We start from the raw sequence: 23,357 nt of genomic DNA, 5'->3' as shown, positions 1-23,357 counted from the left end.
CGCCCGCCTCCCGCTACTGCCCACCGGGGGAAATTGGCATCTCATCGTTCCGGACCGTCGATTACAGTCCGTCCCACCTGTACGGCACGAGGGGGCGGACATGACGGTCCGAGACGACCACATCCAGTTGCGCACGACCACTCCGGCCTGCGACGAAGCGGCCTGCGACGAAGCGGCCGGCGCGCCGGACGTCACCGCCGAGGAGCTCGCCGCCTTCAGCCGCACCCTCGGCCGGCTGCGGGCCCTCCCCGCCCACGACCGCACCCGGCTGCACGCCGAGCGGCAGCTCAGCTCCTTCGTCATGGAGAGCCGCAAGCGCCGCCGCCAGGAGGCCCGGCAGGCCCAGCGGCAGGCCGACGCCGACCTGCTCGCCACCACCGCGACCGGCCGCCGGACCCGCCGCGAGGACGCGCCGCTGGTTGCGGCGGACGGGCCCCGCGGGCCGGTCGGCGAGCTGCGGCTCCCGCGCAAGTGCTACGTCTGCAAGCAGGCCTACCGCCAGGTCGACGGCTTCTACCACATGCTCTGCCCGGACTGCGCGGCCGACAACACCGCCCGCCGCGCCCTTGGCACCGACCTGCGCGGGCGCCGGGCGCTGCTCACCGGCGGGCGGGTCAAGATCGGCTTCCAGCTCGCGCTGATGATGCTGCGGGACGGCGCCGAGCTGGTCGTCACCAGCCGCTTCCCGCAGGACACCGTCCGCCGCTTCCGGGCCGCGGAGGGCAGCCGGCAGTGGTGGGAGCGGCTCACCGTCGTCGGCATCGACCTCCGCGACCCGCGCCAGGTCATCGGCCTGACCGACCGGTTGCGCGCCGAGGGCCGCCCGCTCGACATCCTGGTCAACAACGCCGCGCAGACCCTGCGCCGCCCGCCCGAGTCGTACGCGCTGCTGGCCGCGGGCGAGCAGGACGCCCTGCCCGCCGCCGACCGCCGGGCGATCGGCCACGCCGCACCCGGATTCCGTCCGGTCACCGGCCTCGCCCAACTCCCGTCCGGCGCCGGTTCCTTGCTGGATCTCACCGACGAGGCCGGACTGCTGCCCGACCTCGCCCCCGCCAACTCCTGGTCCGCCACGCTCGGTTCGCTCGACCCGGCGGAGGTCCTGGAGACCCAGCTGGTCAACGCGCTGGCCCCGGCCCTGCTCTGCGACCGGCTGCTGCCCCTGCTGCTGGCCTCGCCGCACCCCGCCCGCTACATCGTCAACGTCACGGCAGTGGAGGGCCGGTTCGCCGTCCGCAACAAGACCGCCCGGCATCCGCACACCAACATGGCGAAGGCCGCGCTCAACATGCTCACCCGCACCAGCGCGGCCGAACTCGCCGACCGGGGCGTGCACATGTGCGCCGTCGACACCGGCTGGATCACGGACGAGAACCCGGCGCCGAAGAAGGCCAGGATCGCCGCCCACGGGTTCCGCACCCCGCTCGACGTCGTGGACGGCGCGGCCCGGATCTACGACCCGATCGTCCGCGGCGAGGCCGGGGACCCGGTGTCGGGGGTGTTCCTCAAGGACTACCGGGTGGCGGAGTGGTGACGCCCGGGCGCCCCGGCGCGGCGGCGGCTCAGGTGTCGTAGCAGCCGCACCAGGGGGCGTCGAAGCCGAGGCCGTCGGGGTACAGCTCGAAGTGGATCCGCTCGTCGTCTTCGGCCTCCTCGCCCTCGTCGTCCGGCTCGTAGTCCTCGCGGACCAGGCCGAACATCTCGCCGTCGACGTGCACGGCGAACGGGGCGATCACGATGTCCCGGTACTCCCGGCCGGGCAGGCCGTCGAGCTCTTCCACCAGCAGGCGCTTGGCCTCCGCCGCGTCGCCGGCCGAGCGGATCCGCGAGCCGAGGTGCCGGCCGGCGTCGTCGAAACGGTGCAGGACGGCGTAGTACCGGCCGACGCCGAGGCAGACGGCCGAAGCGAAGAACTGGCCGCCCTGCCAGCGGCCGATGGTGTCGGTGCGGTAGTCGGGCCGGTGGCTGATCGGGATGACGTCGGGAGCGTTCACGGTCGCACCGTACGGGTGGCCTGTGACAGGGGACCGCTCAGCGCCCGGTGGGGAGGTTGGCCCCGCCGGTGCAGTCGAACACCACCCCCGTGACGAAGCTGTTGGCGGCCAGCATGTGGATCGCCCGGGCGACGTCCTCCGCACGGCCGACCCGGCCGACCGGGGTGGTGGCGGCGAGGCCATCGAACAGCGCGGTCCGCTGCTCGGCCGGGACGCGGTCCCACCACGGCGTGTCGATCACGCCGGGCGAGACAGCGTTGACCCGCAGCGGGGCGAGTTCGACGGCCAGCGGCGGGACCATCGCCTCCAGCGCGCCGTTGATGGCGGCCAGTCCGGCGGTGCCCGGGATGGCGGCGCGGGCCGAGGCGGCGGTGATCAGGGTGACCGAGCCGTCCGCGCGCAGGTGCGGCAGTGCCGCCTGGAGGACGCGCACCTGCGGCCAGAACTTGGCGTCGAAGCCGGTCGCCAGCTCGGCCAGGTCCAGCTCTGCGAACGGGCCGGCGCCGGCCGCGCCGCTGACCGCGACGACCAGGTGGTCCACGGTGCCGGCGCCGGCGAAGAACTCGGCGAGGGCGGCCGGGTCCGCCGCGTCCAGTCGGCGACCGGTGCTCCGGCCGCCGATCCGGGCGACGGCGGCGTCCAGCCGGTCGCGGTCGCGGCCGGTGACCACGACCTCGGCACCGTCCGCGGCGAAGGCGGTGGCCGCCGCCTCACCGATGCCCGAGCTGCCGCCCATCACGACGACGTGCTGTCCGGCGAAGAGGTTTGACGCAGTGCTCATGGTGGGGCCTTCCGCTTGTCGAGACCGCTGGTTCCGGCAATGATGCTTGTCGAGACTGTTAGTCTTGTCAAGCGAGGGCAGGAGGAGAGGAAACCCGATGAGCGACACCGCCAAGGCCTCCAAGGCGTCCAAGGCCGAGGCCGCCGCGGCCGCCGACAGCGCCGTGAGCACTGACGCCGCCGAAAGCGCCGAGACTGCCGGGGCCACCCCGGCTGTACGCCCGCACACCGGGCGCCGCCGCAACGAGGCCGCCCGCCGGGCGATCCTCGACGCCGCCCTGCGCCTGCTCGCCGAGTCCGACGGCACGCCCGTCACCATCGACGCGATCGCCCGCACGGCCGGCGTCGGCAAGCAGACCGTCTACCGCTGGTGGCCCTCCAAGGGCGCCGTCCTGCTCGACGCCCTCACCGACCGCGCCGACCAGGACGTCCACGGCCCCGACACCGGCGACCTCCGCACCGACCTGCGCACCTTCGTCACCAGCACCTTCGAAGCGGCCCAGCGCGGCACCACCGCCTCCGCCCTGCGCACCGTCGCCCGCGAGGCCGCCCGCGACCCGCACCTCGCCGAACTGATGCGGACCTTCACCGCCGCCCGCCGCACCGCACTGCGCGACCTCCTCGCCAGGGCACGCGACCGCGGCGAACTGGCCGGGACCGCCGACCTGGACCTCATCGCCGACCAGGTCTACGGGGTGTTCTGGTACCGCTTCCTGCTCGGCCACGGCCCCCTGGACGCCGACACCGCCGCACGCCTCGCCGACTCCCTCATCCCCTGACCACGGGCACCGACAGGTTGCCCGGGCCCTGGGCGGGCAGAACGACACGCCCCTCCGCGACGGCCCGCGCAAGCGCGACGGCCCGCACTACGCGGTGCGGGCCTCCGACCTTCCCGCCACGCACGCGGGCAGCACCGTCCGTCCGCGACAGGCTTCAGGAGCCGCGCGGAGCCCGGCCGCGCACGAGGGGCAGATACACCTCGTCCACGATCTCCACCAGGACGTCGTCCGGCGCGGTCGGCACCCCGCGCGCCATGAACTCGTTGCGCAGCAGCACCACCGCGACCGTCGCCACCCGGGGGTGCAGCGCCTCGGGGGTCGCCTCGCCGCGGGCGACCGCGCGACCCAGGACGGTGAGCCAGGGCGCCGCCGCGGCGTCGCCGGACTGGTCCTGAAGCTGCGCCAGGAACTCCGTCGCGCCGCCGGCCGCGGCCAGCAGCTCGCGCAGCACGGCGCCCAGCGGGGAACTCCAGTGGCGGTTCGCCTGGCGCAACAACTCCAGGGCGTCGCCGCGCAGTTCACCGGTGTCGGGGAGGGGGGCGGCCTTCGCGAGCTGCTTGTACGCGGCGAGGCCGAGCGCCAGCCGGTTGGGCCAGCGACGGTAGATGGCGTTCTTGTTGGTGCCGGCGCGGACCGCGACCCTGTCCATGGTCAGCCCGGCGAACCCGGCCTCGGCGAGCTCCTCGACCGCCGCCTGCAGGATCGCCTCCTCCAGCGCCGCCCCGCGCCGCCGCGTCTGCCCGGCCATGCCGTCGCCCTCTCCGTAGACCCGTCCCCATCCTTCTTGTCAGTGGCGATCCCAGGCAACTAGGGTACTTGGCGTACCGTAAATTCCCCTCTCGCCGGAAAGGCAGGAGAACGTGCGCACCAAGGGAATCAGCTACGACACCGGCTTCATCAGGAACGGGACGTCCTCCCGGGCCCGATTCGATCCCGCAGTGGTCGAACGGGAGCTGCGGATCATCCGGGACGAGCTGCACTGCAACGCGGTGCGCATCATGGGCGGCGACGCCGGGCGGATCGAGCTGGCCGCCGGGTGCGCGGCCGCCCTCGGCCTGGAAGTCTGGTACTCCCCGTACCCTCTGGAGCTGACCGCCGAGGAGATGCTGGAGCTGTTCGCCGACTGCGCCGAGCGCGCGGAGCGCCTGCGACGGAGCGGGGCCGAGGTGGTCTTCGTGACCGGCGCCGAACTCAGCCTGATGAACCCGGGCTTCCTGCCCGGCGCCAGCACCGAGGAGCGGATCGCCCTGCTCGCCCGGCCCGAGCGGGTGCGCGAGCACCTCGGCGCGGTCGGCGCACGGGTCAACGCGTTCCTCGCCGAGGCGGTGGCCACCGTCCGCGAGCGCTTCGGCGGACGGGTCACCTACGCCGCGGTACCGCTGGAGCGGGTGGACTGGGAGCCCTTCGACGTCGCCTCGCTGGACCTGTACCGCTCCGCCGAGACCGCCGACCGCTTCGCCGGCGGCGTCCGCGACCTCACGGCCCAGGGCAAGCCGGTCGCCGTCACCGAGTTCGGCTCCGCCACCTACCGCGGCGCCGGCGACCGCGGCGCGCTCGGCCTGGAGGTCGTCGAGTACGACGCCGACGGACCGGTCCGCCTCAACGGCACCTACCAGCGCGACGAAGCCGCACAGGCGGCCTACCTCCACGAACTACTGGAAGCCTTCGACGCCGGCGGCATCGACGCCACCTTCGTCTTCACCTTCGCCCTCTACGACCACGTCCACCGCCCCGACGGCGACCCCCGCGACGACCTCGACCTCGCCAGCTACGGCATCGTCAAGACCTATGACGACCGCCCGGGCAGCACCCACCCCGGCATCCCCTGGGACCCGAAGAAAGCTTTCTTCACCCTCGCCGAGTACTACGGCACCCACTGATCACCCACACCCACCGCCGCACAGGAAGTCGGCCCGCCCGACTTCCTGCGCAGCGAACTACCAGCCACCGGGCCGTCGGGTTCGCCGGCCACTTGCCGTTCCCGTTGCGGTAGGCGTGGCACATCAGCTCGGCGGCCTGGCGGTTGGTCACCAGACGGAGCCCCGTCGCATCGCCCACGAAGGTGACGCCGGTGGTGGAGTCCCCGGCGGCGAAGGCCTGGTGCTGGCCCTCGGGGCCCGCCCTCATCTCCGGCGAGGATGCGAATGACCGTCACCGGGTGCCCCGAGTCCTGGTCGGCCCGCTCGTAGCCGCGGCAGAGGTCTGCGCAGGCGTCCCCCGTACCGCTGTTGAGGTCGACATTCCGGTTGGCCCCGCTTCGCCCGGGGCGACACACGGATCGCGGAAGGCGCAGGGCGGGCTTGCGCGCACTGTCCAGGTCAGCGGGAGCGGCACGCCACCCGGGAAGCGGCCTCGGCGGTGGCCTCGGCGGCCGGCCTCACCGGCGGTCGGAGGCGCACGCCAGCAGGCAGGCGTACGAGCGGTACGCGCGCTGCGGGTGCGGCTGCTCCATCCGCGTCGTGACGGTGAACCCGGCCGCTTCCAGCAGTTCGGCCAGGCGGGCCGCCGGAACGAGGTGCGAGGCGTACGACACCGGATGGCCGTACGCCCGGGCGGGGCGCAGCAGTTGGGGCTCGCCGACGTGGCCGCCGAGCAGGAGGTGGCCGCCGGGCGCGAGGACGCGGCGGAACTCGGCGAACAGCGACGGCAGTTGCTCGGCCGGGGTGTGGTGGACGGAGTACCAGGCGAGGATGCCGCCGAGGCCGCCGTCGGGGAGGTCGAGGGCGGCCATCGAACCGTGCAGGAAGCGCAGTCGGGGATAGGCCCGACGGGCCAGCGCGACCATCTCGCCGGACACGTCCACCCCGAAGGCCGACAGCCCCAGACCGGACAGGTACGCCGTCACCCGCCCCGGCCCGCACCCGAGGTCGGCGACCTCGCCGCCACCCGACTCCCGCACCAGCTCCGCGAAGGCGGCGAGCATCGCCCGGGACAGCGGGTCCATGCCCTCGGGCGGGACGACGAGGCGGACGTAGTCGGCGGCGACGGTGTCGTACGACTCCCGGACGGCGGCGAGGTGCGCGGGCTCGGTCACCGGTCCAGTGTGGCAGCCTTGGCGGCGCGCTCGGCGAAGACCTTCTCCCGCCGGTCGGCGGCCTGCTTCAGCATCCGCTTGCGGTCGCGGGCGGAGAGGCGGTCGATGTAGAGCCCGCCGTTCAGGTGGTCGGTCTCGTGCTGGAGGCAGCGGGCGAAGTAGCCGGTGCCCTCGATGGTGACGGGCTCGCCGTGCTGGTCGACGCCGTGCACCACCGTACGGGCCGGGCGGGCGAGCCTGGTGTTGGCGCCGGGCACGGAGAGGCAGCCCTCGACCTCCTCGATCAGCGCGCGGCCGGGCTCCTGCTCCTCGACCACCGGGTTGAGGATGTGCCCGGTGTGCCGGACGCCGTCGTCGTCGGGGCAGTCGTAGACGAACAGGCGCAGGTCGACGTCCACCTGGTTGGCGGCGAGGCCGCAGCCGTCGGCGACGTGCATGGTGACGAACATGTCGTCGATGAGCCGCGCCAGGCGCTCGCTGCCGAAGTCCTCCTCGGTGGCCGTACGGCAGGTGCGGCGCAGGATCTCCTCCCCCACCTCGGTGATCCGCAGGACGGTCGGACGTTCACGCAGCTCGGACACGAGCGCTCCCTCGACGGACGATGGACTTGCTGTCGACTTTGCAAAGTAGCAGACTTTGCAAAGTGACCGAAGACCTCGTCAGAACCGGCTCCCTCCCCGAGCACGCCGTCCGCACCGCCCTGCTGGAGCTGCTCGCCGCGCACGGCACCCTCACCTCCACCGAGGCCGCCGCCCGACTCGGGCTCAGCTCGGGCCTGTGCTCGTTCCACCTGCGGCAGCTGGCCCGCTACGGTCTGATCGAGGAGGCCCCGGCCACCGACGGGCGGGCCCGGCCGTGGCGGCTGCCGACGGCCCGACCTCCGGCGGCGGAGGAGGAGTTCGGGGAACTGGCGCGCGGCCTGGAGGACGAGAGCTACCAGCGCTGGCTCGCCCGGCGCGCCGAGGCCCCGGCCGAGTGGCGGCAGGACGAGGCGTTCAGCGCCGTCGTCTACCTGACGCCCGGGGAACTGGCCGCCGTCGGCGAGGAGGTCCGCCGGATGCTGGCCCGCTACCGGGGCCGCGAGGCCGACCCGGCCACCCGGCCCGCCGGGGCCCGCCCGGTCGCCGCCGTCACCCGGCTCTTCCCGCTCCTCGACCAGTAGCCCGGGACCAGCGGTCCGGGGCACTCAGACGGTGCGCACCCGTACCGCCCGTACCAGCGGTCCGACCGCCAGCCCCAGCGCCGCCCCCAGGGCGACCCCCTGCACCCCGTCCCAGACGTCCTGCACATCGCACGCCCGGCCGATCGCCGGCACCGCGTAGTGCACCGCCGACACCGCGAACGGCAGCGCCGCCGCGCCCAGCAGTGCCACCGCCGTCCGCCGCCGGGTGCCCGCCAGCGCGGCCGCGAAGCCCACCGGGGCGAAGGTCGCCAGCTTCAACTCGATGTGCCGGACGTGCAGCAGCTCGTACGGCGAACGCGGCCGGCCGCCCTCCACGGCGCAGTGCCGCACGGCGCCCTCCGTGAGCCGGAACGCCTCCGGCAGCAGCGTCGCCACGACCACCCCGCCGAGCCCGAGCAGCAGCACGAAGCCCACCGCCCAGTGGGCCCGCAGCAACCGCCCCACCGGCCGGTTCAACAGGGCCGCGGGCACCAGCGAGAGCAGCAGCCCGGGCCAGAACATCGGCATCCCGCCGAGCACCGCACTGATCACGCCTCAAACGGACGCCCCGCACGGCCGCCCGGTTCTCGTCCGGGGCGGGAAATCCGGGCGGGGTCGGGGCAGGAAATCCGGGGCGGACCCGGGCCGCGGAATCCGGGGCGGATCCGCGGCGGATGAGACCGCCGGGCGGTCACCCCCGCGCGACCGCCCGAACCCGACGGGCCGGCTCAGTGCGGGATCGAGGAGATCAGCTCCTGCGCTCCCTGCCGCTTGAGCGCCAGCGCCACCGAGGTCCCCAGGTCCTCCGGGCTGAGCGCGCCCGCCCACTCGTGGGCGTCCAGCACCTGCTTGCCGTCCGGGGTGAAGACCCGGCCGCGCAGGGAGAGCCGGCCGTCCCGCTCGGACCGGGCGAAGCCGGCGATCGGGCTGTTGCAGTGGCCCTGGAGCGCGTGCAGGAACATCCGCTCGGCCGCCGCCTCGCGCCAGGTGTCGTGGTGGCCGAGGGAGGTGACCGCCTCGATGGTCGCGGCGTCGCCCTCGCGGCACTGCAGGACGAGGATGCCGGCGCCGATCGGCGGGCACATCGCCTCGATGCCGAGCACCTCGGTGATCCGCGCCTGCTCGCCGATCCGCTCCAGGCCGGAGACGGCGAGCAGCAGCGCGTCGACGTCCCCGGCGTCCAGCTTGGCGAGCCGGCTGTTGGCGTTGCCGCGGATCGGCACGCACTCCAGGTGCGGGTGGGAGGCGGCGAGTTGGGCGACCCGGCGGACGGAGGAGGTGCCGATCCGGGTACCGGGCGGGAGCGCGGCCAGCGGCAGGCCGCCGGGGTGGACGAGGGCGTCGCGGATGTCGTCGCGGCGCAGGTAGGCGGCGAAGACGGTGCCGGCCGGCAGCGGGCGGTCGGCGGGCACGTCCTTGAGGCAGTGGACGGCGACGTCGGCCTCCCCGGCGAGCAGCGCGGCGTCGACCTCCTTGGTGAACGCGCCCTTGCCGCCGAGCTGGGCGAGATCACCCGTCCAGCGGTCGCCCGAGGTGGTGACGGGCACCACCTCGGTGCGCAGGCCCGGGTGCAGGGCGGCGAGTTCGGTGCGGACCCGCTCGACCTGGGCGAGCGCCATGGGCGAGGAGCGGGAGACGATGCGGATCAGCTCAGCGGTGGCCATGGCGCGATGATAGGCGCCCGCACACCGGGGATTGAGCATGCGTCAGTGCCATGACACGCGCGGCGGAGGTTTCCGCAAGCTCGGACAACGCGGACGCCCGGTCGAACGGGCCCGACCGGCCGTTCGAACCCGGGGACGGGCCCGAGCACGGGCCCGGGCAGGGTCCTGGGGGAGGGGCCCGGGCTGGTCCCCGGGCCCCTCCCCCGGGCTCACTCGTTGTGCAGCACCTCCGCGATCGGCAGCCGGGCCGCCGACCGCGCCGGGAGGAGCGCGCCCAGGACGGCGATCGCGACGCCCGCGAGGGCGAGGCCGGTGAGCAGCGGGGCGCTCCAGACGTCGAGGGTCTCCTCCGAGAACAGGATGGTCCCGGCGTTGTCCGCGATCAGCCGGTGGGCCAGCACCCCGACCGGGATGCCGACGGCCCCGCTGCCCACGCCCTGCCAGGCCACCGAGGTGACCGTCATCGCCACCACCTGCCGGGGCGTCATCCCGATGGACTTCAGCATGCCGAGGTCCCGGCGGCGCTCGCGGACGGTGAGCAGCAGGGTGTTGAAGACGCCCAGCGCGGCGACCACCGACAGCAGCACCGTGAAGACGGTGGTGAAGCCGATGACGGCGACGACCTGCCCGGGCGGTCCGGGCTCGACCACCGAGGGCGAGAGGCTCGGGTCGGCGGCCGAGACCGCCTTCCGGTACGCCTCGGCGTCGGCGCCGTCGGCGAGCTTCACGTCGTACTCGACCACGTGCGGGTCGTCGGTGAGCGCGGCCCTGGTCGCGTCGTTGGAGGCGAACGCCCGGGCGTTGCCCTGGGCCTCCTCGCCGACCACGGTGACGGTCAGCCGGCGGCCGTTCAGCTCCAGGGTGAGCCGGTCGCCGATCCGCAGGCCGTGCTGTGCGAGGAAGGACGGCCCGGCCTCGATCTCGTTCGGACCGGTCGCCGCGCGCCCCCTGACCACGGCGAGCCGCTTGGGGTCGGCGATGTCGTCGCCGCCGTAGAAGTCGGCGAACGCGAGCTGGGTGTGGCCGACCAGCGCGACCCGGACCAGCCCCCGCGAGCTGACCCGCTCGGCACCGGGGGCGGCCCGCAGCATCGCCGAGGTCTCGGCCGGGGTGAGCCCGGGCTCGATCCGGTTGCCCGAGAAGGCGGCGGTCTGGACGTTGACGTGGGTCCGGCCGTCGCGGTGGTCCGTCGCCTTGGTCAGGGTGCTGCCCAGACCGGTCGTCACGGTCACGGTGGCCACGCCGAGCACGATCGCCGCCATGGTCAGCGCGGTCCGGGCCGGGCGGGCGAAGGGCTGGCCGAGGCCCATGCTGACGGCGCGCGGCAGCCGGGTGCCGCCCAGCCACCGCTGGACCCTCAGCCCGCGCCCGGTGCGCGGCGCGCTGCCGGCCGAGATCGCCTCGGCGGCGGACAGCCGGTGGGCGCGCGCGGCCGGGACCAGGGCGGCCAGCACGACCAGCACGGGGAGGCCGACCACGGTGGCCAACGGCAGCCAGCCGGCGGGCCGGATCACGGCGGTGCCGGTGACGATGCCGGAGAACGCGGACCCGAGGATCGGCTCCGAGGCCACCCAGCCGGCCGCCGTACCGAGGACGGCGCCGACGACGGCGGGCACCGAGACCATGGTCAGATAGACCGTGACCACCTGGCGCGGGGTGAAGCCGATCGCCTTCAGCACACCGATGTGCCGGTAGCCGGAGACCACCGCACCGCTCACCACGTTGCCGACGATCAGCGCGGAGACCACCAGCCCGAGCACGCCGAAGACCGTCATCAGCGGGAGGTAGGCGTCGGCGCCCGCCGAGAAGGCCTGCTTGAGCACCAGGTACGACTGCGCGCTGACGACCGCGTCCCGGGGCAGGCCCTCGGTGGCCGTGGCCAGGGCGGCGGTGAGCTCCCGCTCGCCGTCGGCGCCGGCGTCTCCGCCGGCGGCGGTGAAGCGGTAGAGCATCTGCCGGCCGGTGGGGTGCAGAGCGGCCGCCTGCTCGGGGGTGACCCAGCCGCCGGCGCTCTGGCTCATGCTGGTGGCGAAGCCGACCATGGTGAGCTTCACGCCGGTGCTGGTGGTGACCGGCTGTCCCAGCAGCCTGGCCGCGGCGCCCCCGAAGGGGCTGTTGACGACCACCTCGCCGGGTGCGGCGGCCCAGCGGCCGGACAGCAGTTCCACCCGGTCCACCGGCCCGGCCGGGTCGGCCCGGCCGACCAGGGTCAGCGGACCGGGCGGGTGGCCGGCCCAGTCGGTCGGGATGTCCACCACGGCCTGGTCGAACGGCCCGGCGGCGGCCTCGACGCCCGGCCGGTGGGCGGTGGCGGCCAGCTGCTCCGCCGAGACCCTGGCCGGGTCGAAGGCCGCCACGACGTGCGCCCCGCGCTGGCCGCCGAAGGCCGCGTCGAAGGGGGCCCGGGCGGCGCTGATCACCGCCAGGGCGAGCAGCACGGTCGTGGTGGAGCAGAAGACGACCAGGCCGATCACGAGGGTCTGCACCCGGCGGCGCTTCACGGCGGCCCGGGAGGCGCGCCAGACGGCCCCGGTCATGCGCCCACCTCGCCGCGCTCGGCGGGCGCTCCGCGCAACGCGCGCCTCTCGACGGTCGTCCCGCGTCGCTCCTCGACGGTCGTCCCGCGTCGCTCGTTCACGACTGCGCCTCCAGCATCCGCTCGCGCGCCACACGGCCGTCCGCCACCTCGACCAGCCGGCTGGCGCAGCGGGTGGCCAGGGCGGGGTCGTGGGTGACGATCAGCAGCGTCTGGCCGATCTGGTTGAGGTCGATCAGCAGGTCCATCACCTGCTCGCCCGAGCGGCTGTCCAGCGCGCCGGTGGGCTCGTCCGCGAGCAGCAGCGCCGGGCGGTTCATCAGGGCCCGGGCCACCGCGACCCGCTGGCGTTCGCCGCCGCTGAGCGCGGCCGGGTAGACGTCCTTGCGGTGGGCGACGCCGAGTTCGTCCAGCAGTTCCAGGGCCCGGCGGCGGGCCTGCCGGGCGCTGGTGCCGGTCAGCTGCGCGGCCAGGGCGACGTTGTCGAGGGCGGGGAGGTCGTCGATCAGGTTGAAGAACTGGAAGACCATGCCGATGTGGCGGCGGCGGAACAGCGCCAGTCCGGTCTCGTTCAGCCGCCCGAGGTCCTGCCCCTGCACCCGGACGGTGCCGGCGGTGGGCCGGTCCAGTCCGGCCACCATGTTCAGCAGGGTGGACTTGCCGCACCCCGAGGGGCCCATCACGGCGACCGCCTCGCCCGCGCGGATCCGCAGGTCGACGCCGTCGAGCGCCTTGGCGTCGCCGAACTCCTTGTGCACCCCGGACAGCTGGACGACGACCTGCGCGTCGCCCGGCCCGGAGGTCCCGTCGTGGTTGCTCATGGTGGACGACCGTAGGGGCGGGGGCGCCACCGGTACGTCCCACCCCGGGTGTAACCGCGGGCGGCCGTAGTACCCGGGATGTACGGAGGCGGCACCCCCGGATGATGTGGACCACGCCCTGACCTGGGAGGCTGGCGCCGTGTGGGGAACGGGGTGGGACTGGGCGGCGGCCGCGACGGCCGCTGCGGCGAGCAGCGCGGCCGGGTGGCTGGCGGTGGCGCTCGCCCGGGCGCGACGGCGGCACCGGACGGCCGTCGGCGAGCGCGGCTGGCTGCTGGAACGGGAGCGGGAGAGCGCCGCCCGCACCGCCGTGGACGCCGAACGGGCCCGGATCGCCGCCGAGTTGCACGACATCGTGAGCCACAACGTGAGCCTGATGGTGGTGCAGGCCGGGGCCGCGCGCGAGGTGCTGGCCACCATGCCCGCGGAGGCGGCGGCCGCGATGGCGGCGGTCGAGGCGGCCGGGCGGGACACCATGACCGAACTGCGGCACCTGCTCGGCCTGCTCGCCCCCGCCGCCGACGGTGCCGAGGAACCGGCCGCGGACGGCTTCGCGCCACAGCCCAGCCTGAGCCGGCTGAGCCCGCTGATCGACCGGTTCGCCTTCGCCGGGCTGCCGGTCGAGGTGCGGATCTCCGGCGAGCCGCGGCCGCTGCCCGGCGGCATCGACGTGACGGCGTACCGGATCGTCCAGGAGGCACTGACCAATGCGCTCAAGCACGGGGACGGGGTGACGGCGGAGGTGACGGTGCGCTACGCGGACCACTACCTGCGGGTGGAGGTGCTCAACAGCGGCCCGAGCGTGCTCTCCGGGGCGCCCGGCCCGGCCCCGCGGCCGTCCTCACGGCCGACGACAGGGCCGACGCCACCGCCCACGCCACGACCGGCGCCACGACCGGCGCCACGACCGGCCGACGGCGCCGGGCGCGGGCTGATCGGTCTGCGCGAGCGCGTCGCGGTGTACGGCGGGGACCTGGACGCCCGGCGCCGGCTCGGCGGCGGCTTCCGGGTCCGCGCCCGCATCCCGCTGGACCGGCCGTGACGGCGGGCCCCGTGGAGCACGACGAGCCGCGCCGCCCGCGCGTGGTGATCGCCGACGATCAGGAGCTGGTCCGCACCGGCTTCCGGATGATCCTCACCGCACGCGGCATCGACGTGGTCGCCGAGGCCGCCGACGGCGCCGAGGCGGTGGCCGCCGCCGTGCTGCACCGCCCGGACGTCGCCCTGCTGGACATCCGGATGCCCGGCACGGACGGCCTGGAGGCCGCCCGGCGCATCCTGGCCCAGGTGCCGGACTGCCGGGTGATCATGCTGACCACCTTCGACCTGGACCACTACGTCTACGCCGCGCTGTCCGCCGGGGCCAGCGGCTTCCTGCTCAAGGACGTCACCTCGGCCCATCTCGCCGCCGCCGTACGGCTGGTGGACACCGGCGACGCGCTGCTCGCGCCCTCGATCACCCGGCGCCTGGTCGAGCGCTTCGCGGCCGGCGCCCCGCGCCCGGCCCCCGGCGCCGACGGCCCGCCGCTGCACCGGGACCTCGCCCCGCTCACCCCGCGCGAGGCGGAGGTGCTCGCGCTGCTCGGGCGCGGGCTGTCCAACACCGAGCTGGCGCGCGAACTCACCCTCAGCGAGTCGACGGTGAAGACCCACGTCGCCCGGATCTTCGCCAAGCTCCACCTGCGCGACCGGGCGCAGGCGGTGGTGCTCGCCTACGAGACCGGGCTGGTGGCACCGGGCGGCTGACCGCCAACTCGCCCGCACCGTGCCCCAATTCGCGTGACTATCATCCGAATCTCACTCCTTAGAGCTAACTCTTCGCCGAATCCGCCTTTTTGCCAGTTCATGGGGCACCATCTGCATGTCCACGCCCGAACAGGACCGACGCCTCGGGCACCGCCACCGGCATGACGAGAACACTTGGACCGGCCCGTGACCACCACCGCCCCCGTGTGGGACTGCCCCTTCCACCACACCGACGGCCTGGAGTTCGACCCCCTCCTGAAGCGGCTGCTCACCGAAGCCCCGGTCGCCAGGATCCGGCTGCCGTACGGCGAGGGCGAGGCCTGGCTGGCCACCCGCTACGAGGACGTCAAACTGGTCACCACCGACCGCCGGTTCAGCCGCGCCGGGGGCATCGGCCGCGACCTGCCCCGGATGACGCCCGCCCCGATCGCCCAGGCCGAGGCGATCAACCTGATGGACCCGCCCGCCCACAACCGGCTGCGCCGGCTGGTCGCCCAGGGCTTCACCAACCGCCAGGTCGAGCGGATGCGCCCGGCCACCCAGCGCACCGTCGACGGCTACTTCGACGAGATGACCGAACACGGCGCCCCCGCCGACCTGATGCACTTCCTGGCCAACCGCCTCCCGCTCACCACCATCTGCGAACTGCTGGACATCCCCGCCGCCGACCGCGCCGAACTGCGCGGCCACGCGGTCGCCATGATGCGGATGGGCCCGGGCAGCCGGGACGGCCAGGAGGCCGCCAAGACCGCGCTGCGCGGCTACTTCACCGAGCTGACCGCCGAACGCCGGGCGCACCCCCGCGAGGACCTGATCAGCGCCCTGGCCACCGCCCGCGACGGCGACGAACTGCTCGACCCGGACGAACTGACCGTCATGGCGATGGTCCTGCTGGTCACCGGCCACGACACCAGCACGTACCAGCTCGGCAACCTCACCTACACCCTGCTCACCCACCCCGAACAGCTCGCGAAGCTGCGCGCCCGCCCCGAGACGCTGCCGAGCGCCCTGGAAGAGCTGCTGCGCTTCATCCCGTTCCGCCAGGGCGTCGGCATCGCCCGGGTCGCCACCGAGGACGTCGAACTGGGCGGCGTGCTGATCCGGGCCGGCGAGGCCGTGCACGTCTCCTACCTCACCGCCAACCGGGACCCGGCCTTCTACGAACGCCCCGACGAGCTGGACCTCGACCGCGGCGCGCCCACCCACATGGCCTTCGGCTACGGCCAGCACCACTGCCTCGGCTCGCACCTGGCCCGGATGGAGCTGCAGGTCGCCATCGGCACCCTGCTGCGCCGCTTCCCCGGCCTGCGGCTGGCCGTCGAGCCGTCCGAACTCGACTGGAACTCCGGCTCGATCTGGCGCTTCCCGCGCACCCTGCCGGTGGCCTGGTAACCGCCTCCCCTCCAACCCACCGTTCCCGCAGCACTGGGGAGACCCGCACCATGGCAACTCTCTGCCGCCCGGCGATCGCCGTGCCCGAGCACGTCATCACCCTCGACGAGACCCTCGACCTCGCGCGCACCCTGCACGCCGGCCACCCCCAGCTCGGCCTGGCGCTGCGGCTGATCGAGAACACCGGGGTGCGCACCCGGCACCTGGTCCAGCCGATCGAGCGGACACTCACCCACCCGGGCTTCACGATCCGCAACGAGGTGTACGAGCGGGAGGCCAAGCGGCGCGTCCCCGAGGTGGTCGAACGGGCCCTCGCCCACGGTGAGTTGACCGCCCAGGACATCGACCTGATCGTCTACGTCTCGTGCACCGGCTTCATGATGCCGTCGATGACCGCCTGGCTGATCAACACCATGGGCTTCCGCTCCGACACCCGCCAGGTGCCGATCGCCCAGCTCGGCTGCGCGGCCGGCGGCGCCGCCGTCAACCGGGCGCACGACTTCTGCCGCGCCTACCCGGGCGCCAACGTGCTGATCGTCGCCTGCGAGTTCTGCTCGCTCTGCTACCAGCCGACCGACCTCGGCGTCGGCTCGCTGCTCTCCAACGGCCTGTTCGGGGACGCCGTCGCCGCGGTGGTGATGCGCGGCAACGGCGGACACGGCGTCCAGGTCGAGCGCAACGGCTCGCACCTCGTCCCGCACACCGTTGACTGGATCTCGTACGGGGTGAAGGACACCGGCTTCCACTTCCAGCTGGACAAGCGGGTGCCCGGCACCATGGAGATGCTCGCGCCCGCGCTGCGCGGCCTGGCCGGGGACCACGGCTGGGACGTCTCCGGACTCGGCTTCTACATCGTGCACGCGGGCGGCCCCCGCATCCTGGACGACCTCTGCCGCTTCCTCAACCTGGAGCCGGCCACCTTCCGCTACAGCCGGGCGACGCTCACCGAACGCGGCAACATCGCCAGCGCCGTGGTCTTCGACGCGCTGGCCCGGCTGTTCGCCGACGGCGGCGTGCCCGAGGGCACCACCGGGCTGATCGCCGGCTTCGGACCGGGCATCACCGCCGAGATCTCCCTCGGCAGTTGGGTCGGCGTCGCGGCCGAGGGCCCGCGCCCACGCCTCCCACGCGCCACCTCCACCCCCGACATCGCCCTCGTCCATCCGACCGCCCCCCGCCGTTTCCCGGCCGGCACTACCATCACCGAATGACCGACACCACGGACCGCGCCGACGCCTCCGCCAGATCCGCCGAACTCGCCTCGCTGTTCCCCGCGTTGCACGCGCCGCAGTACTGGGGTTGGGGGCGGTTCGACGCACAGTTCTCCACCGAGCTGCCGCCGGACGCGCTGGTCACCAACATCCACCTGGTCGGCTTCGTGGACGGCCGGGTGGTGCTCTGCCGTGACGACCGGGACCACTGGTTCCTGCCCGGCGGCACCCGGGAGCAGGACGAGAGCATCCCCTCCTGCCTCGCCCGCGAGCTGCGGGAGGAGGCCGGCGCCCGGCTGCTCGGCGAGCCGTACTGGCTGGGCGCGCACCGCTGCCGCACCGAGGACCCGGTGCCGTACCGGCCGTGGCAGCCGCACCCGGAGAAGGCCTGGCTGTGAGGCTGGGCCGAGGTCGCGCTGGACTCCGCGCCGACCAACCCGGCGGACGGCGAGCAGGTGGTCGAGGTGCGGCCGGTGGCGCCCGCGGAGGCCCGGCGGCTGCTGCTGGCCGGGCACGACGCCTGGTGGGGCGAGCTGGTCGAGCTGGCGGTGGAGCTGCGGCGGCGGGCCGGGCTCGGCTGAGGCCCCCTCCCGGAGGCCCCCGCGGCCTTCCCGCGCCGCGGACATTCCCGTCGGAGCGGATATTCCCGTCGGAGCGGAAGACCACCGGAACAGCCGAACAACGGAGAGTCGTGTCCGTTTTGCGGTGATATGACTCGGCCATGGAGACCAAACTGCTGGCCGTGGACTACCCGGTGCTCAACATCTTCTGGACGATGCTGGAGCTGTTCCTCTGGATCCTCTGGTTCTTCCTGCTGTTCAAGATCATCACGGACATCTTCCGCAGCCACGACCTCAGCGGCTGGGGCAAGGCCGGCTGGCTGGTCCTGGTGATCGTCCTGCCGCTGATCGGCGTCCTCGCCTACCTGATCGCCCGCGGGCAGTCGATGGGCAGACGGGACGTCGAACAGGCGCAGCGGTCCGAGGACGCGTTCAGGGCCTACATCCGGGACGCGGCCGGGTCGGCGCCGGGCGGCGTCGGTGCCACCGGCGTCGGCACCGCTACCGGTCCCGGTGCGGGCCGCAGCCACGTCGACGACCTGGCCAAGCTGGCGGACCTGAGGGACCGGGGCGCCATCTCGGACGAGGAGTACCAGAAGGCCAAGGAGAAGCTCCTGGTGTGACGGACGACGGCCGGGGGCCGGCGGGTGCGTCCTGCGCCCACCTGCCCCCGGCCGTGGTGTGTCGTGCGGTCGTGCGGTCGCGTGTCGTGCGGTCGCGCGTCCTTCGTGCCCGGGGCGGCTCAGCGCCGCCCGGAGCGGCGGTCGCCCGAGCCGCCGTCGCCGCCGGTGAGGCCCGCGCGGCGCAGCGCGTCCGCCATGGCGCTGTTGGCCGGAGCGCCGCTGCCGAAGCCGCCGCGATCGCCGACCTGGCCGCCGCCCTGACCGCCGCCCCCGCGCCGGTCCTGGCCGCCGCGGCCGCCCTGGCCGCCGCTGCGGCGCTCCTGGCGCGGCGGGCGGGCCTGGCGGTCACCGCGGTCGCCGCGGTCGCCGCCGCGCTCGCGGCCGACCTCGTCGTCCAGCCGCAGGGTCAGCCCGATCCGCTTGCGCGGCACGTCCACCGTGAGCACCCGGACCTTGACGATGTCGCCGGGCTTGACCACCTCGCGCGGGTCCTTGACGAAGTTCCTCGACAGCGCCGAGACGTGCACCAGCCCGTCCTGGTGGACGCCCACGTCCACGAAGGCGCCGAAGGCGGCGACGTTGGTGACCACGCCCTCCAGCACCATGCCGACCTCCAGGTCGCCGATCTTGTCGACGCCCTCCTTGAAGGTCGCGGTGCGGAACGCCGGACGCGGGTCGCGGCCCGGCTTGTCCAGCTCGCCGAGGATGTCGGTGACGGTCGGGACGCCGAAGGTGTCGTCGGCGAAGTCCGCCGGACGCAGCGCCCGCAGCCGCTCGCCGTTGCCGATCAGCTCGCGCAGCTCCCCGCCGGTCGAGGCCAGGATGCGGCGCACCACCGGGTAGGCCTCGGGGTGCACGCTGGAGGCGTCCAGCGGGTCCTCGCCGTCGGGGATGCGCAGGAAGCCGGCGCACTGCTCGAAGGCCTTGGGGCCGAGCCGGGCGACGTCCTTGAGCTGCCTGCGGGTGCGGAACGGCCCGTTGGCGTCGCGGTGGGCCACGATGTTGTCGGCCAGGGTGCCGGTGATCCCGGAGACCCGGGTGAGCAGCGGCGCCGAGGCGGTGTTGACGTCCACGCCGACGGCGTTGACGCAGTCCTCGACCACGGCGTCCAGCGAGCGGGAGAGCTTCACCTCGCTCAGGTCGTGCTGGTACTGGCCGACGCCGATCGACTTGGGGTCGATCTTGACCAGCTCGGCCAGCGGGTCCTGGAGCCGGCGGGCGATCGAGACCGCGCCGCGGATCGACACGTCCAGGTCCGGCAGCTCCTGCGAGGCGAAGGCGGAGGCCGAGTAGACCGAGGCGCCGGCCTCGCTGACCATCGCCTTGGTGAGCTTCAGCTCGGGGTGGCGCTTGAGCAGGTCCTCGGCGAGCTTGTCGGTCTCCCGGGAGGCGGTGCCGTTGCCGATCGCGACCAGGTCGACGTCGTGCTTCCTCGCCAGGGCCGCCAGGGTGGCCAGGGCCGCGTCCCACTTGTTGGCGGGCTGGTGCGGGTAGATCGTGTCGTACGCGACGACCTTGCCGGTGGCGTCGACCACGGCGACCTTCACGCCGGTGCGGAAGCCCGGGTCCAGGCCCATGGTGGCGCGGGTGCCGGCCGGGGCGGCGAGCAGCAGGTCGCGGAGGTTGGCGGCGAAGACCCGCACCGCCTCCTCCTCGGCCTCGGCGCGCAGCCGGGCCCGCAGGTCGATGCCGAGCCGGACCAGGATGCGGGTGCGCCAGGCCCAACGGACGGTGTCGCCGAGCCACTTGTCGGCCGGGCGGCCGCGGTCGGCGATGCCGAAGCGGGCGGCGATCCGCTGCTCGTAGTCGTTCTCGCCGGGCAGGTCGCCCTCGGACTCGCCGTCGTACGGGGAGAGTTCGAGGTCGAGCACCTCCTCCTTCTCGCCGCGCAGCATCGCCAGGATGCGGTGCGAGGGGAGCTTGGTGTACGGCTCGGCGAAGTCGAAGTAGTCGGCGAACTTGGCGCCGTCGCCCTCCTTGCCGTCGCGGACCTTCGCGACCAGCCGGCCGCGGGTCCACATCCGCTCGCGCAGCGAGCCGACCAGGTCGGCGTCCTCGCCGAAGCGCTCGACCAGGATCGCCCGGGCGCCCTCCAGGGCGGCACTCCGGTCCGCCACGGAGTCGTTGAGGTACTGGTCGGCCAGCGCGGCCGGGTCCTGGTCCGGATCGGCGAGCAGGGTGTCGGCGAGCGGCTCCAGGCCGGCCTCGCGGGCGATCTGCGCCTTGGTGCGCCGCTTCGGCTTGAACGGCAGGTAGATGTCCTCCAGGCGGGCCTTGGAGTCGGCGGCGAGCACCTGGGCGCGCAGCGCGTCGTCCAGCTTGCCCTGGGCCTCGATCGACTCCAGGACGGCCGCCCGGCGGTCCTCCAACTCGCGCAGGTAGCGCAGCCGCTCCTCCAGGGCGCGCAGCTGGGCGTCGTCGAGGGAGCCGGTGACCTCCTTGCGGTAGCGGGCGACGAAGGGCACGGTCGCGCCGCCGTCGAGCAGGTCGACCGCCGCCTTCACCTGCCCTTCGCGGACGCCCAGTTCCTCGGCGATCTTCCGCTCGATCGCCTGCTGGGCCTGCCGGGCCCCCTGTTCGACTGGCGTGGTCACGAAGCCGGTCACCTTCTCCTTCAGTGCTTGCGCCGTACGCCCTGCATTCTGGCAGGTGCCGACGACGGCGCCCGGCCGCACCCGGGGCGGCCGGGCGTGGCGCGCCGTCGCGGGACCGGTCCCGGGACCGGCGCGGGGCTCCACCGGGGCTCGGGCGGGGCTCGGTTGGGGCGCGGTTGGGGGTTCCCCGGCCGACGGGCGGGGCCGGGAACCGCCCGCCGCCCGCCGTCCGCTGACCGCTGACCGCTGACCGCTGACCGCTGACCGCTGACCGCTGACCGCTGACCGCTGACCGCTGAGCATCCCATCAGCTGAGAAGTTCGGGCAGTTCGGGAATCCTGCTGAACGGCGACGACCGGCGCTGTACGCTGCCGGGCATGTGCGCTGCCACCCGGATGCACCCCGACGGACCGGTGGTCGACGCGCCCCTGGTGCGGCGGCTGATCTCCGCCCAGTTCCCGCAGTGGGAGCGCCTCCCCGTCACCCCCGTCCCCGTCCCCGGGGCGGACAACGCGATGTTCCGGCTCGGACCCGAACTCGCCGTCCGGCTGCCCCGGGTGGGGTGGGCCGCCGGGGGCCCGCGGCGCGAGCAGCAGTGGCTGTCCCGGCTGGCGCCGCGGCTGCCGCTGCCGGTCCCCGCGCCGCTCGCGGTCGGCCGGCCCGCCGCCGGCTACCCGTGGGAGTGGTCGGTGCTGCACTGGCTCGACGGCGCCAACCCGGTGGTCGGGGCACTGGCCGCGCCCGAGGGCCTGGCCCGCGACCTGGCCGGCTTCGTCAACGCCCTGCGCGCCGTCGACCCGGCCGGCGCTCCGGCCTCCCAGCGCAGCGCGCCGCTCGCCTCCCGGGACGGCGCCACCCGCGCGGCCATCGCCCAGCTCTCCGGCTCGATCGACACGGCGGCCGCAACCGCGCTGTGGGACAAGGCACTTCGCCTCCCCGAGTACGCCGGCCCGCCGGTCTGGCTGCACGGCGACCTCACCCCCGGCAATCTGCTGCTCGCCCGCACCGGCCGGCTCTCCGCCGTCATCGACTTCGCCCTGATGGGCGTCGGCGACCCGACCGCCGACCTGATCGCCGCCTGGAACCTGCTGCCCGCCACCGCCCGTCCGGCCTTCCGCGCCGCCCTGCACGCCGACGATGCCATGTGGGCCCGCGGCCGCGCCTGGGCGTTCTCCATCGCCCTGGTGACGATCCCGTACTACCGCCACACCGACCAGGCGCTGACCGCCAACGCCCGCCACGTCGTCCGCGAGGTGCTCGCCGACCGCAGCGTGTAGAGCGGGGCGTGTAGAGCGGGGCGTGTAGAGCGGGGCGTGTAGAGCGGGGCGCGGCGCGGGCGCGTCCGCTTCCGCGACCGGCGCCGTGGTGAGCCATCGTCCCTGGCAGATCGAGCGGCTTCGACGTCGGCGATTCCGTCGACCAGTACGGCGACCACGACGCCGGCATCGTCAAGAACCGGGCGCCCGTCGTCCCGCAGGCCGCCCTGCGCGAACTCGCCACCGCCATCCGGCGGTTGCGCGACCAGCTGCCGGCCGAGGACCGCGAGGTGCCGGACGAGTCGCTGGAGGCCGCCGGCGACGGCACCGCCTCGCCGGTCACGGCGGGTGCACCGGTGGTGGAACCGGTCCGCCAGAGCACGGGCTCGCTCACGGCCTGAGACGGTGAGGACGCTTCCGGAGCTCCGGCCCGGGACGCGTCCCGGGGCTCCGCGGATTGTCATACCAGGCCAGAAACCTGCCCCGGTCAATCCCCGCTGTTAGCCTGTCCCGCATGAGCGGACTGCGGGAGCGGAAGAAGGAGCGGACCCGGCGGGTCATCTCCGAGGCGGCCATCGCGCTCTTCCTGGAGCACGGCTTCGACCGGGTGTCGGTGGCGGACGTCGCGGCGGCCGCCGAGGTCTCCAAGCCGACGCTGTTCTCCTACTTCCCCACCAAGGAGGACCTGGTCGTCCACCGCTTCGCCGACCACCAGGAGCAGGCCGCCGAGGTGGTCCGCGGGCGGCTGCCCGGCGAGCCGGTGCTCGACGCGCTGCTGCGGGACTTCCTGGCCGGCCTCGCCCGGCGCGACCCGGTCACCGGCCTCAACGACCACCCCGCGGTGCTCGCCTTCACCGCCCTGGTCTACGGCACCCCCAGCCTGGCCGCCCGGGTCGGCGAGTACGTGGCCCGCGCCGAGCGGTCGCTGGCCGAGGCGCTGCGCGAGGCCGCCGGCCTGCCCGGGCCGCAGGACCTCGCCGCCGCCCTGCTCGCCGCCCAGGTCACCGCCACCCAGCGGGTGCTCGCCCTGCACAACTGGCGCCGCATCCAGGACGGCCGCAGCGCCGACGACCTGCACGCCGAAGCCGTCGGCGACGCCACCCGCGCCTTCGACCTGCTCGCCCACGGCTACGGCCCGGCCGCCGGGAACCGGACCGGCGCCGGGGACCGGCCGGCCGCCGGCTGAGGCCCGCTGGCTAGAGTGC

The 23,357-nt window shown here is 74.4% G+C and carries 23 protein-coding genes; 13 read left to right on the top strand and 10 right to left on the bottom strand.

Going from position 1 to position 23,357, the window contains the following annotated elements:
• The first annotated feature begins 100 nt into the window (after nt 1–100).
• On the top strand, nt 101–1,534 hold the full coding sequence (locus tag ACFY0X_RS26665; protein WP_387758178.1) for an SDR family oxidoreductase: 1,434 nt from the start codon (nt 101–103) through the stop codon (nt 1,532–1,534).
• Between the two features lie 28 nt (nt 1,535–1,562).
• On the opposite strand, the gene ACFY0X_RS26660 is transcribed toward ACFY0X_RS26665, so the two are convergent.
• Together ACFY0X_RS26660 and ACFY0X_RS26655 are read right to left on the bottom strand one after the other, a co-directional pair.
• A complete protein-coding gene (locus tag ACFY0X_RS26660; RefSeq protein WP_387758176.1) occupies nt 1,563–1,994 on the bottom strand; it encodes a hypothetical protein in 432 nt (143 codons plus the stop codon).
• Nucleotides 1,995–2,031: 37 nt separating this feature from the next.
• The gene (locus tag ACFY0X_RS26655) at nt 2,032–2,775 is read right to left on the bottom strand and encodes an SDR family oxidoreductase (protein WP_387758174.1); all 744 of its coding nucleotides are present in this window, start codon (nt 2,773–2,775) and stop codon (nt 2,032–2,034) included.
• A gap of 97 nt (nt 2,776–2,872) precedes the next feature.
• On the opposite strand from ACFY0X_RS26655, the gene ACFY0X_RS26650 reads away from it, so the two are divergent.
• On the top strand, nt 2,873–3,553 hold the full coding sequence (locus tag ACFY0X_RS26650) for a TetR/AcrR family transcriptional regulator (RefSeq protein ID WP_387758172.1): 681 nt from the start codon (nt 2,873–2,875) through the stop codon (nt 3,551–3,553).
• A 154-nt stretch (nt 3,554–3,707) separates the two neighbouring features.
• Here the strand turns inward: ACFY0X_RS26650 and ACFY0X_RS26645 are convergent, their stop codons facing one another.
• The gene (locus tag ACFY0X_RS26645) at nt 3,708–4,301 is read right to left on the bottom strand and encodes a TetR/AcrR family transcriptional regulator (RefSeq protein ID WP_387758170.1); all 594 of its coding nucleotides are present in this window, start codon (nt 4,299–4,301) and stop codon (nt 3,708–3,710) included.
• A 112-nt stretch (nt 4,302–4,413) separates the two neighbouring features.
• Between ACFY0X_RS26645 and ACFY0X_RS26640 the strand changes: the two genes are divergently transcribed.
• A complete protein-coding gene (locus tag ACFY0X_RS26640; RefSeq protein WP_387758168.1) occupies nt 4,414–5,433 on the top strand; it encodes a hypothetical protein in 1,020 nt (339 codons plus the stop codon).
• 497 nt (nt 5,434–5,930) lie between these two features.
• Here the strand turns inward: ACFY0X_RS26640 and ACFY0X_RS26635 are convergent, their stop codons facing one another.
• Nucleotides 5,931–6,587, bottom strand: a complete 657-nt coding sequence (locus ACFY0X_RS26635) for a class I SAM-dependent methyltransferase (RefSeq protein WP_387758166.1) — start codon at nt 6,585–6,587, stop codon at nt 5,931–5,933.
• On the bottom strand, nt 6,584–7,168 hold the full coding sequence (gene def, locus ACFY0X_RS26630; protein ID WP_387758165.1) for a peptide deformylase: 585 nt from the start codon (nt 7,166–7,168) through the stop codon (nt 6,584–6,586). Before def ends, ACFY0X_RS26635 begins: the two co-directional genes overlap by 4 nt.
• 62 nt (nt 7,169–7,230) lie before the next feature.
• Between def and ACFY0X_RS26625 the strand changes: the two genes are divergently transcribed.
• Nucleotides 7,231–7,749, top strand: a complete 519-nt coding sequence (locus ACFY0X_RS26625; protein ID WP_387758163.1) for an ArsR/SmtB family transcription factor — start codon at nt 7,231–7,233, stop codon at nt 7,747–7,749.
• A 24-nt stretch (nt 7,750–7,773) separates the two neighbouring features.
• On the opposite strand, the gene ACFY0X_RS26620 is transcribed toward ACFY0X_RS26625, so the two are convergent.
• The 4 genes from ACFY0X_RS26620 to ACFY0X_RS26605 all read right to left on the bottom strand — a co-directional run bounded on the left by ACFY0X_RS26620 (nt 7,774) and on the right by ACFY0X_RS26605 (nt 12,770).
• Nucleotides 7,774–8,301: a hypothetical protein gene (locus ACFY0X_RS26620; protein ID WP_387758161.1), complete on the bottom strand. Its 528-nt coding sequence runs from the start codon at nt 8,299–8,301 to the stop codon at nt 7,774–7,776.
• Nucleotides 8,302–8,477: 176 nt separating this feature from the next.
• Nucleotides 8,478–9,413: a hydroxymethylbilane synthase gene (gene hemC / locus ACFY0X_RS26615; protein WP_387758160.1), complete on the bottom strand. Its 936-nt coding sequence runs from the start codon at nt 9,411–9,413 to the stop codon at nt 8,478–8,480.
• Between the two features lie 209 nt (nt 9,414–9,622).
• A complete protein-coding gene (locus tag ACFY0X_RS26610) occupies nt 9,623–11,950 on the bottom strand; it encodes an FtsX-like permease family protein (RefSeq protein WP_387758159.1) in 2,328 nt (775 codons plus the stop codon).
• A gap of 97 nt (nt 11,951–12,047) precedes the next feature.
• A complete protein-coding gene (locus ACFY0X_RS26605) occupies nt 12,048–12,770 on the bottom strand; it encodes an ABC transporter ATP-binding protein (protein ID WP_387758158.1) in 723 nt (240 codons plus the stop codon).
• A 139-nt stretch (nt 12,771–12,909) separates the two neighbouring features.
• Between ACFY0X_RS26605 and ACFY0X_RS26600 the strand changes: the two genes are divergently transcribed.
• The 6 genes from ACFY0X_RS26600 to ACFY0X_RS26575 all read left to right on the top strand — a co-directional run bounded on the left by ACFY0X_RS26600 (nt 12,910) and on the right by ACFY0X_RS26575 (nt 18,302).
• Nucleotides 12,910–13,812: a sensor histidine kinase gene (locus ACFY0X_RS26600; RefSeq protein WP_387758156.1), complete on the top strand. Its 903-nt coding sequence runs from the start codon at nt 12,910–12,912 to the stop codon at nt 13,810–13,812.
• Entirely contained in the window at nt 13,809–14,516 is a 708-nt protein-coding gene (locus tag ACFY0X_RS26595) for a response regulator (RefSeq protein ID WP_387758155.1), read from the top strand. The genes ACFY0X_RS26600 and ACFY0X_RS26595 overlap by 4 nt, the downstream gene beginning before the upstream one ends.
• 186 nt (nt 14,517–14,702) lie before the next feature.
• A complete protein-coding gene (locus ACFY0X_RS26590; RefSeq protein ID WP_387758154.1) occupies nt 14,703–15,908 on the top strand; it encodes a cytochrome P450 in 1,206 nt (401 codons plus the stop codon).
• A 50-nt stretch (nt 15,909–15,958) separates the two neighbouring features.
• Nucleotides 15,959–17,119, top strand: a complete 1,161-nt coding sequence (locus ACFY0X_RS26585; protein WP_387758153.1) for a type III polyketide synthase — start codon at nt 15,959–15,961, stop codon at nt 17,117–17,119.
• Complete coding sequence (locus ACFY0X_RS26580; RefSeq protein WP_387758152.1) at nt 17,116–17,517, top strand: NUDIX hydrolase; 402 nt, start codon at nt 17,116–17,118, stop codon at nt 17,515–17,517. Before ACFY0X_RS26585 ends, ACFY0X_RS26580 begins: the two co-directional genes overlap by 4 nt.
• 323 nt (nt 17,518–17,840) lie before the next feature.
• On the top strand, nt 17,841–18,302 hold the full coding sequence (locus ACFY0X_RS26575) for an SHOCT domain-containing protein (RefSeq protein ID WP_387758151.1): 462 nt from the start codon (nt 17,841–17,843) through the stop codon (nt 18,300–18,302).
• A 119-nt stretch (nt 18,303–18,421) separates the two neighbouring features.
• Here ACFY0X_RS26575 and ACFY0X_RS26570 read toward each other — a convergent pair whose 3' ends face one another.
• The gene (locus tag ACFY0X_RS26570; RefSeq protein ID WP_387758149.1) at nt 18,422–20,896 is read right to left on the bottom strand and encodes a Tex family protein; all 2,475 of its coding nucleotides are present in this window, start codon (nt 20,894–20,896) and stop codon (nt 18,422–18,424) included.
• A 377-nt stretch (nt 20,897–21,273) separates the two neighbouring features.
• On the opposite strand from ACFY0X_RS26570, the gene ACFY0X_RS26565 reads away from it, so the two are divergent.
• The 3 genes from ACFY0X_RS26565 to ACFY0X_RS26555 all read left to right on the top strand — a co-directional run bounded on the left by ACFY0X_RS26565 (nt 21,274) and on the right by ACFY0X_RS26555 (nt 23,338).
• Nucleotides 21,274–22,173 carry an aminoglycoside phosphotransferase family protein gene (locus ACFY0X_RS26565; RefSeq protein ID WP_387758148.1) on the top strand — a complete coding sequence of 300 codons (900 nt, stop codon included), beginning with the start codon at nt 21,274–21,276 and terminating at the stop codon, nt 22,171–22,173.
• A 236-nt stretch (nt 22,174–22,409) separates the two neighbouring features.
• On the top strand, nt 22,410–22,553 hold the full coding sequence (locus ACFY0X_RS26560; protein WP_387758146.1) for a hypothetical protein: 144 nt from the start codon (nt 22,410–22,412) through the stop codon (nt 22,551–22,553).
• Nucleotides 22,554–22,666: 113 nt separating this feature from the next.
• Nucleotides 22,667–23,338 (top strand): TetR/AcrR family transcriptional regulator, encoded by a 672-nt coding sequence (locus ACFY0X_RS26555; protein WP_387758145.1) that lies wholly within the window; start codon nt 22,667–22,669, stop codon nt 23,336–23,338.
• Nucleotides 23,339–23,357: the final 19 nt, after the last annotated feature.

The organism is Kitasatospora sp. NPDC001547 (assembly GCF_042894165.1).
GTDB lineage: Bacteria > Actinomycetota > Actinomycetes > Streptomycetales > Streptomycetaceae > Kitasatospora.
This window is presented reverse-complemented; position numbering and strand designations above follow the sequence as displayed.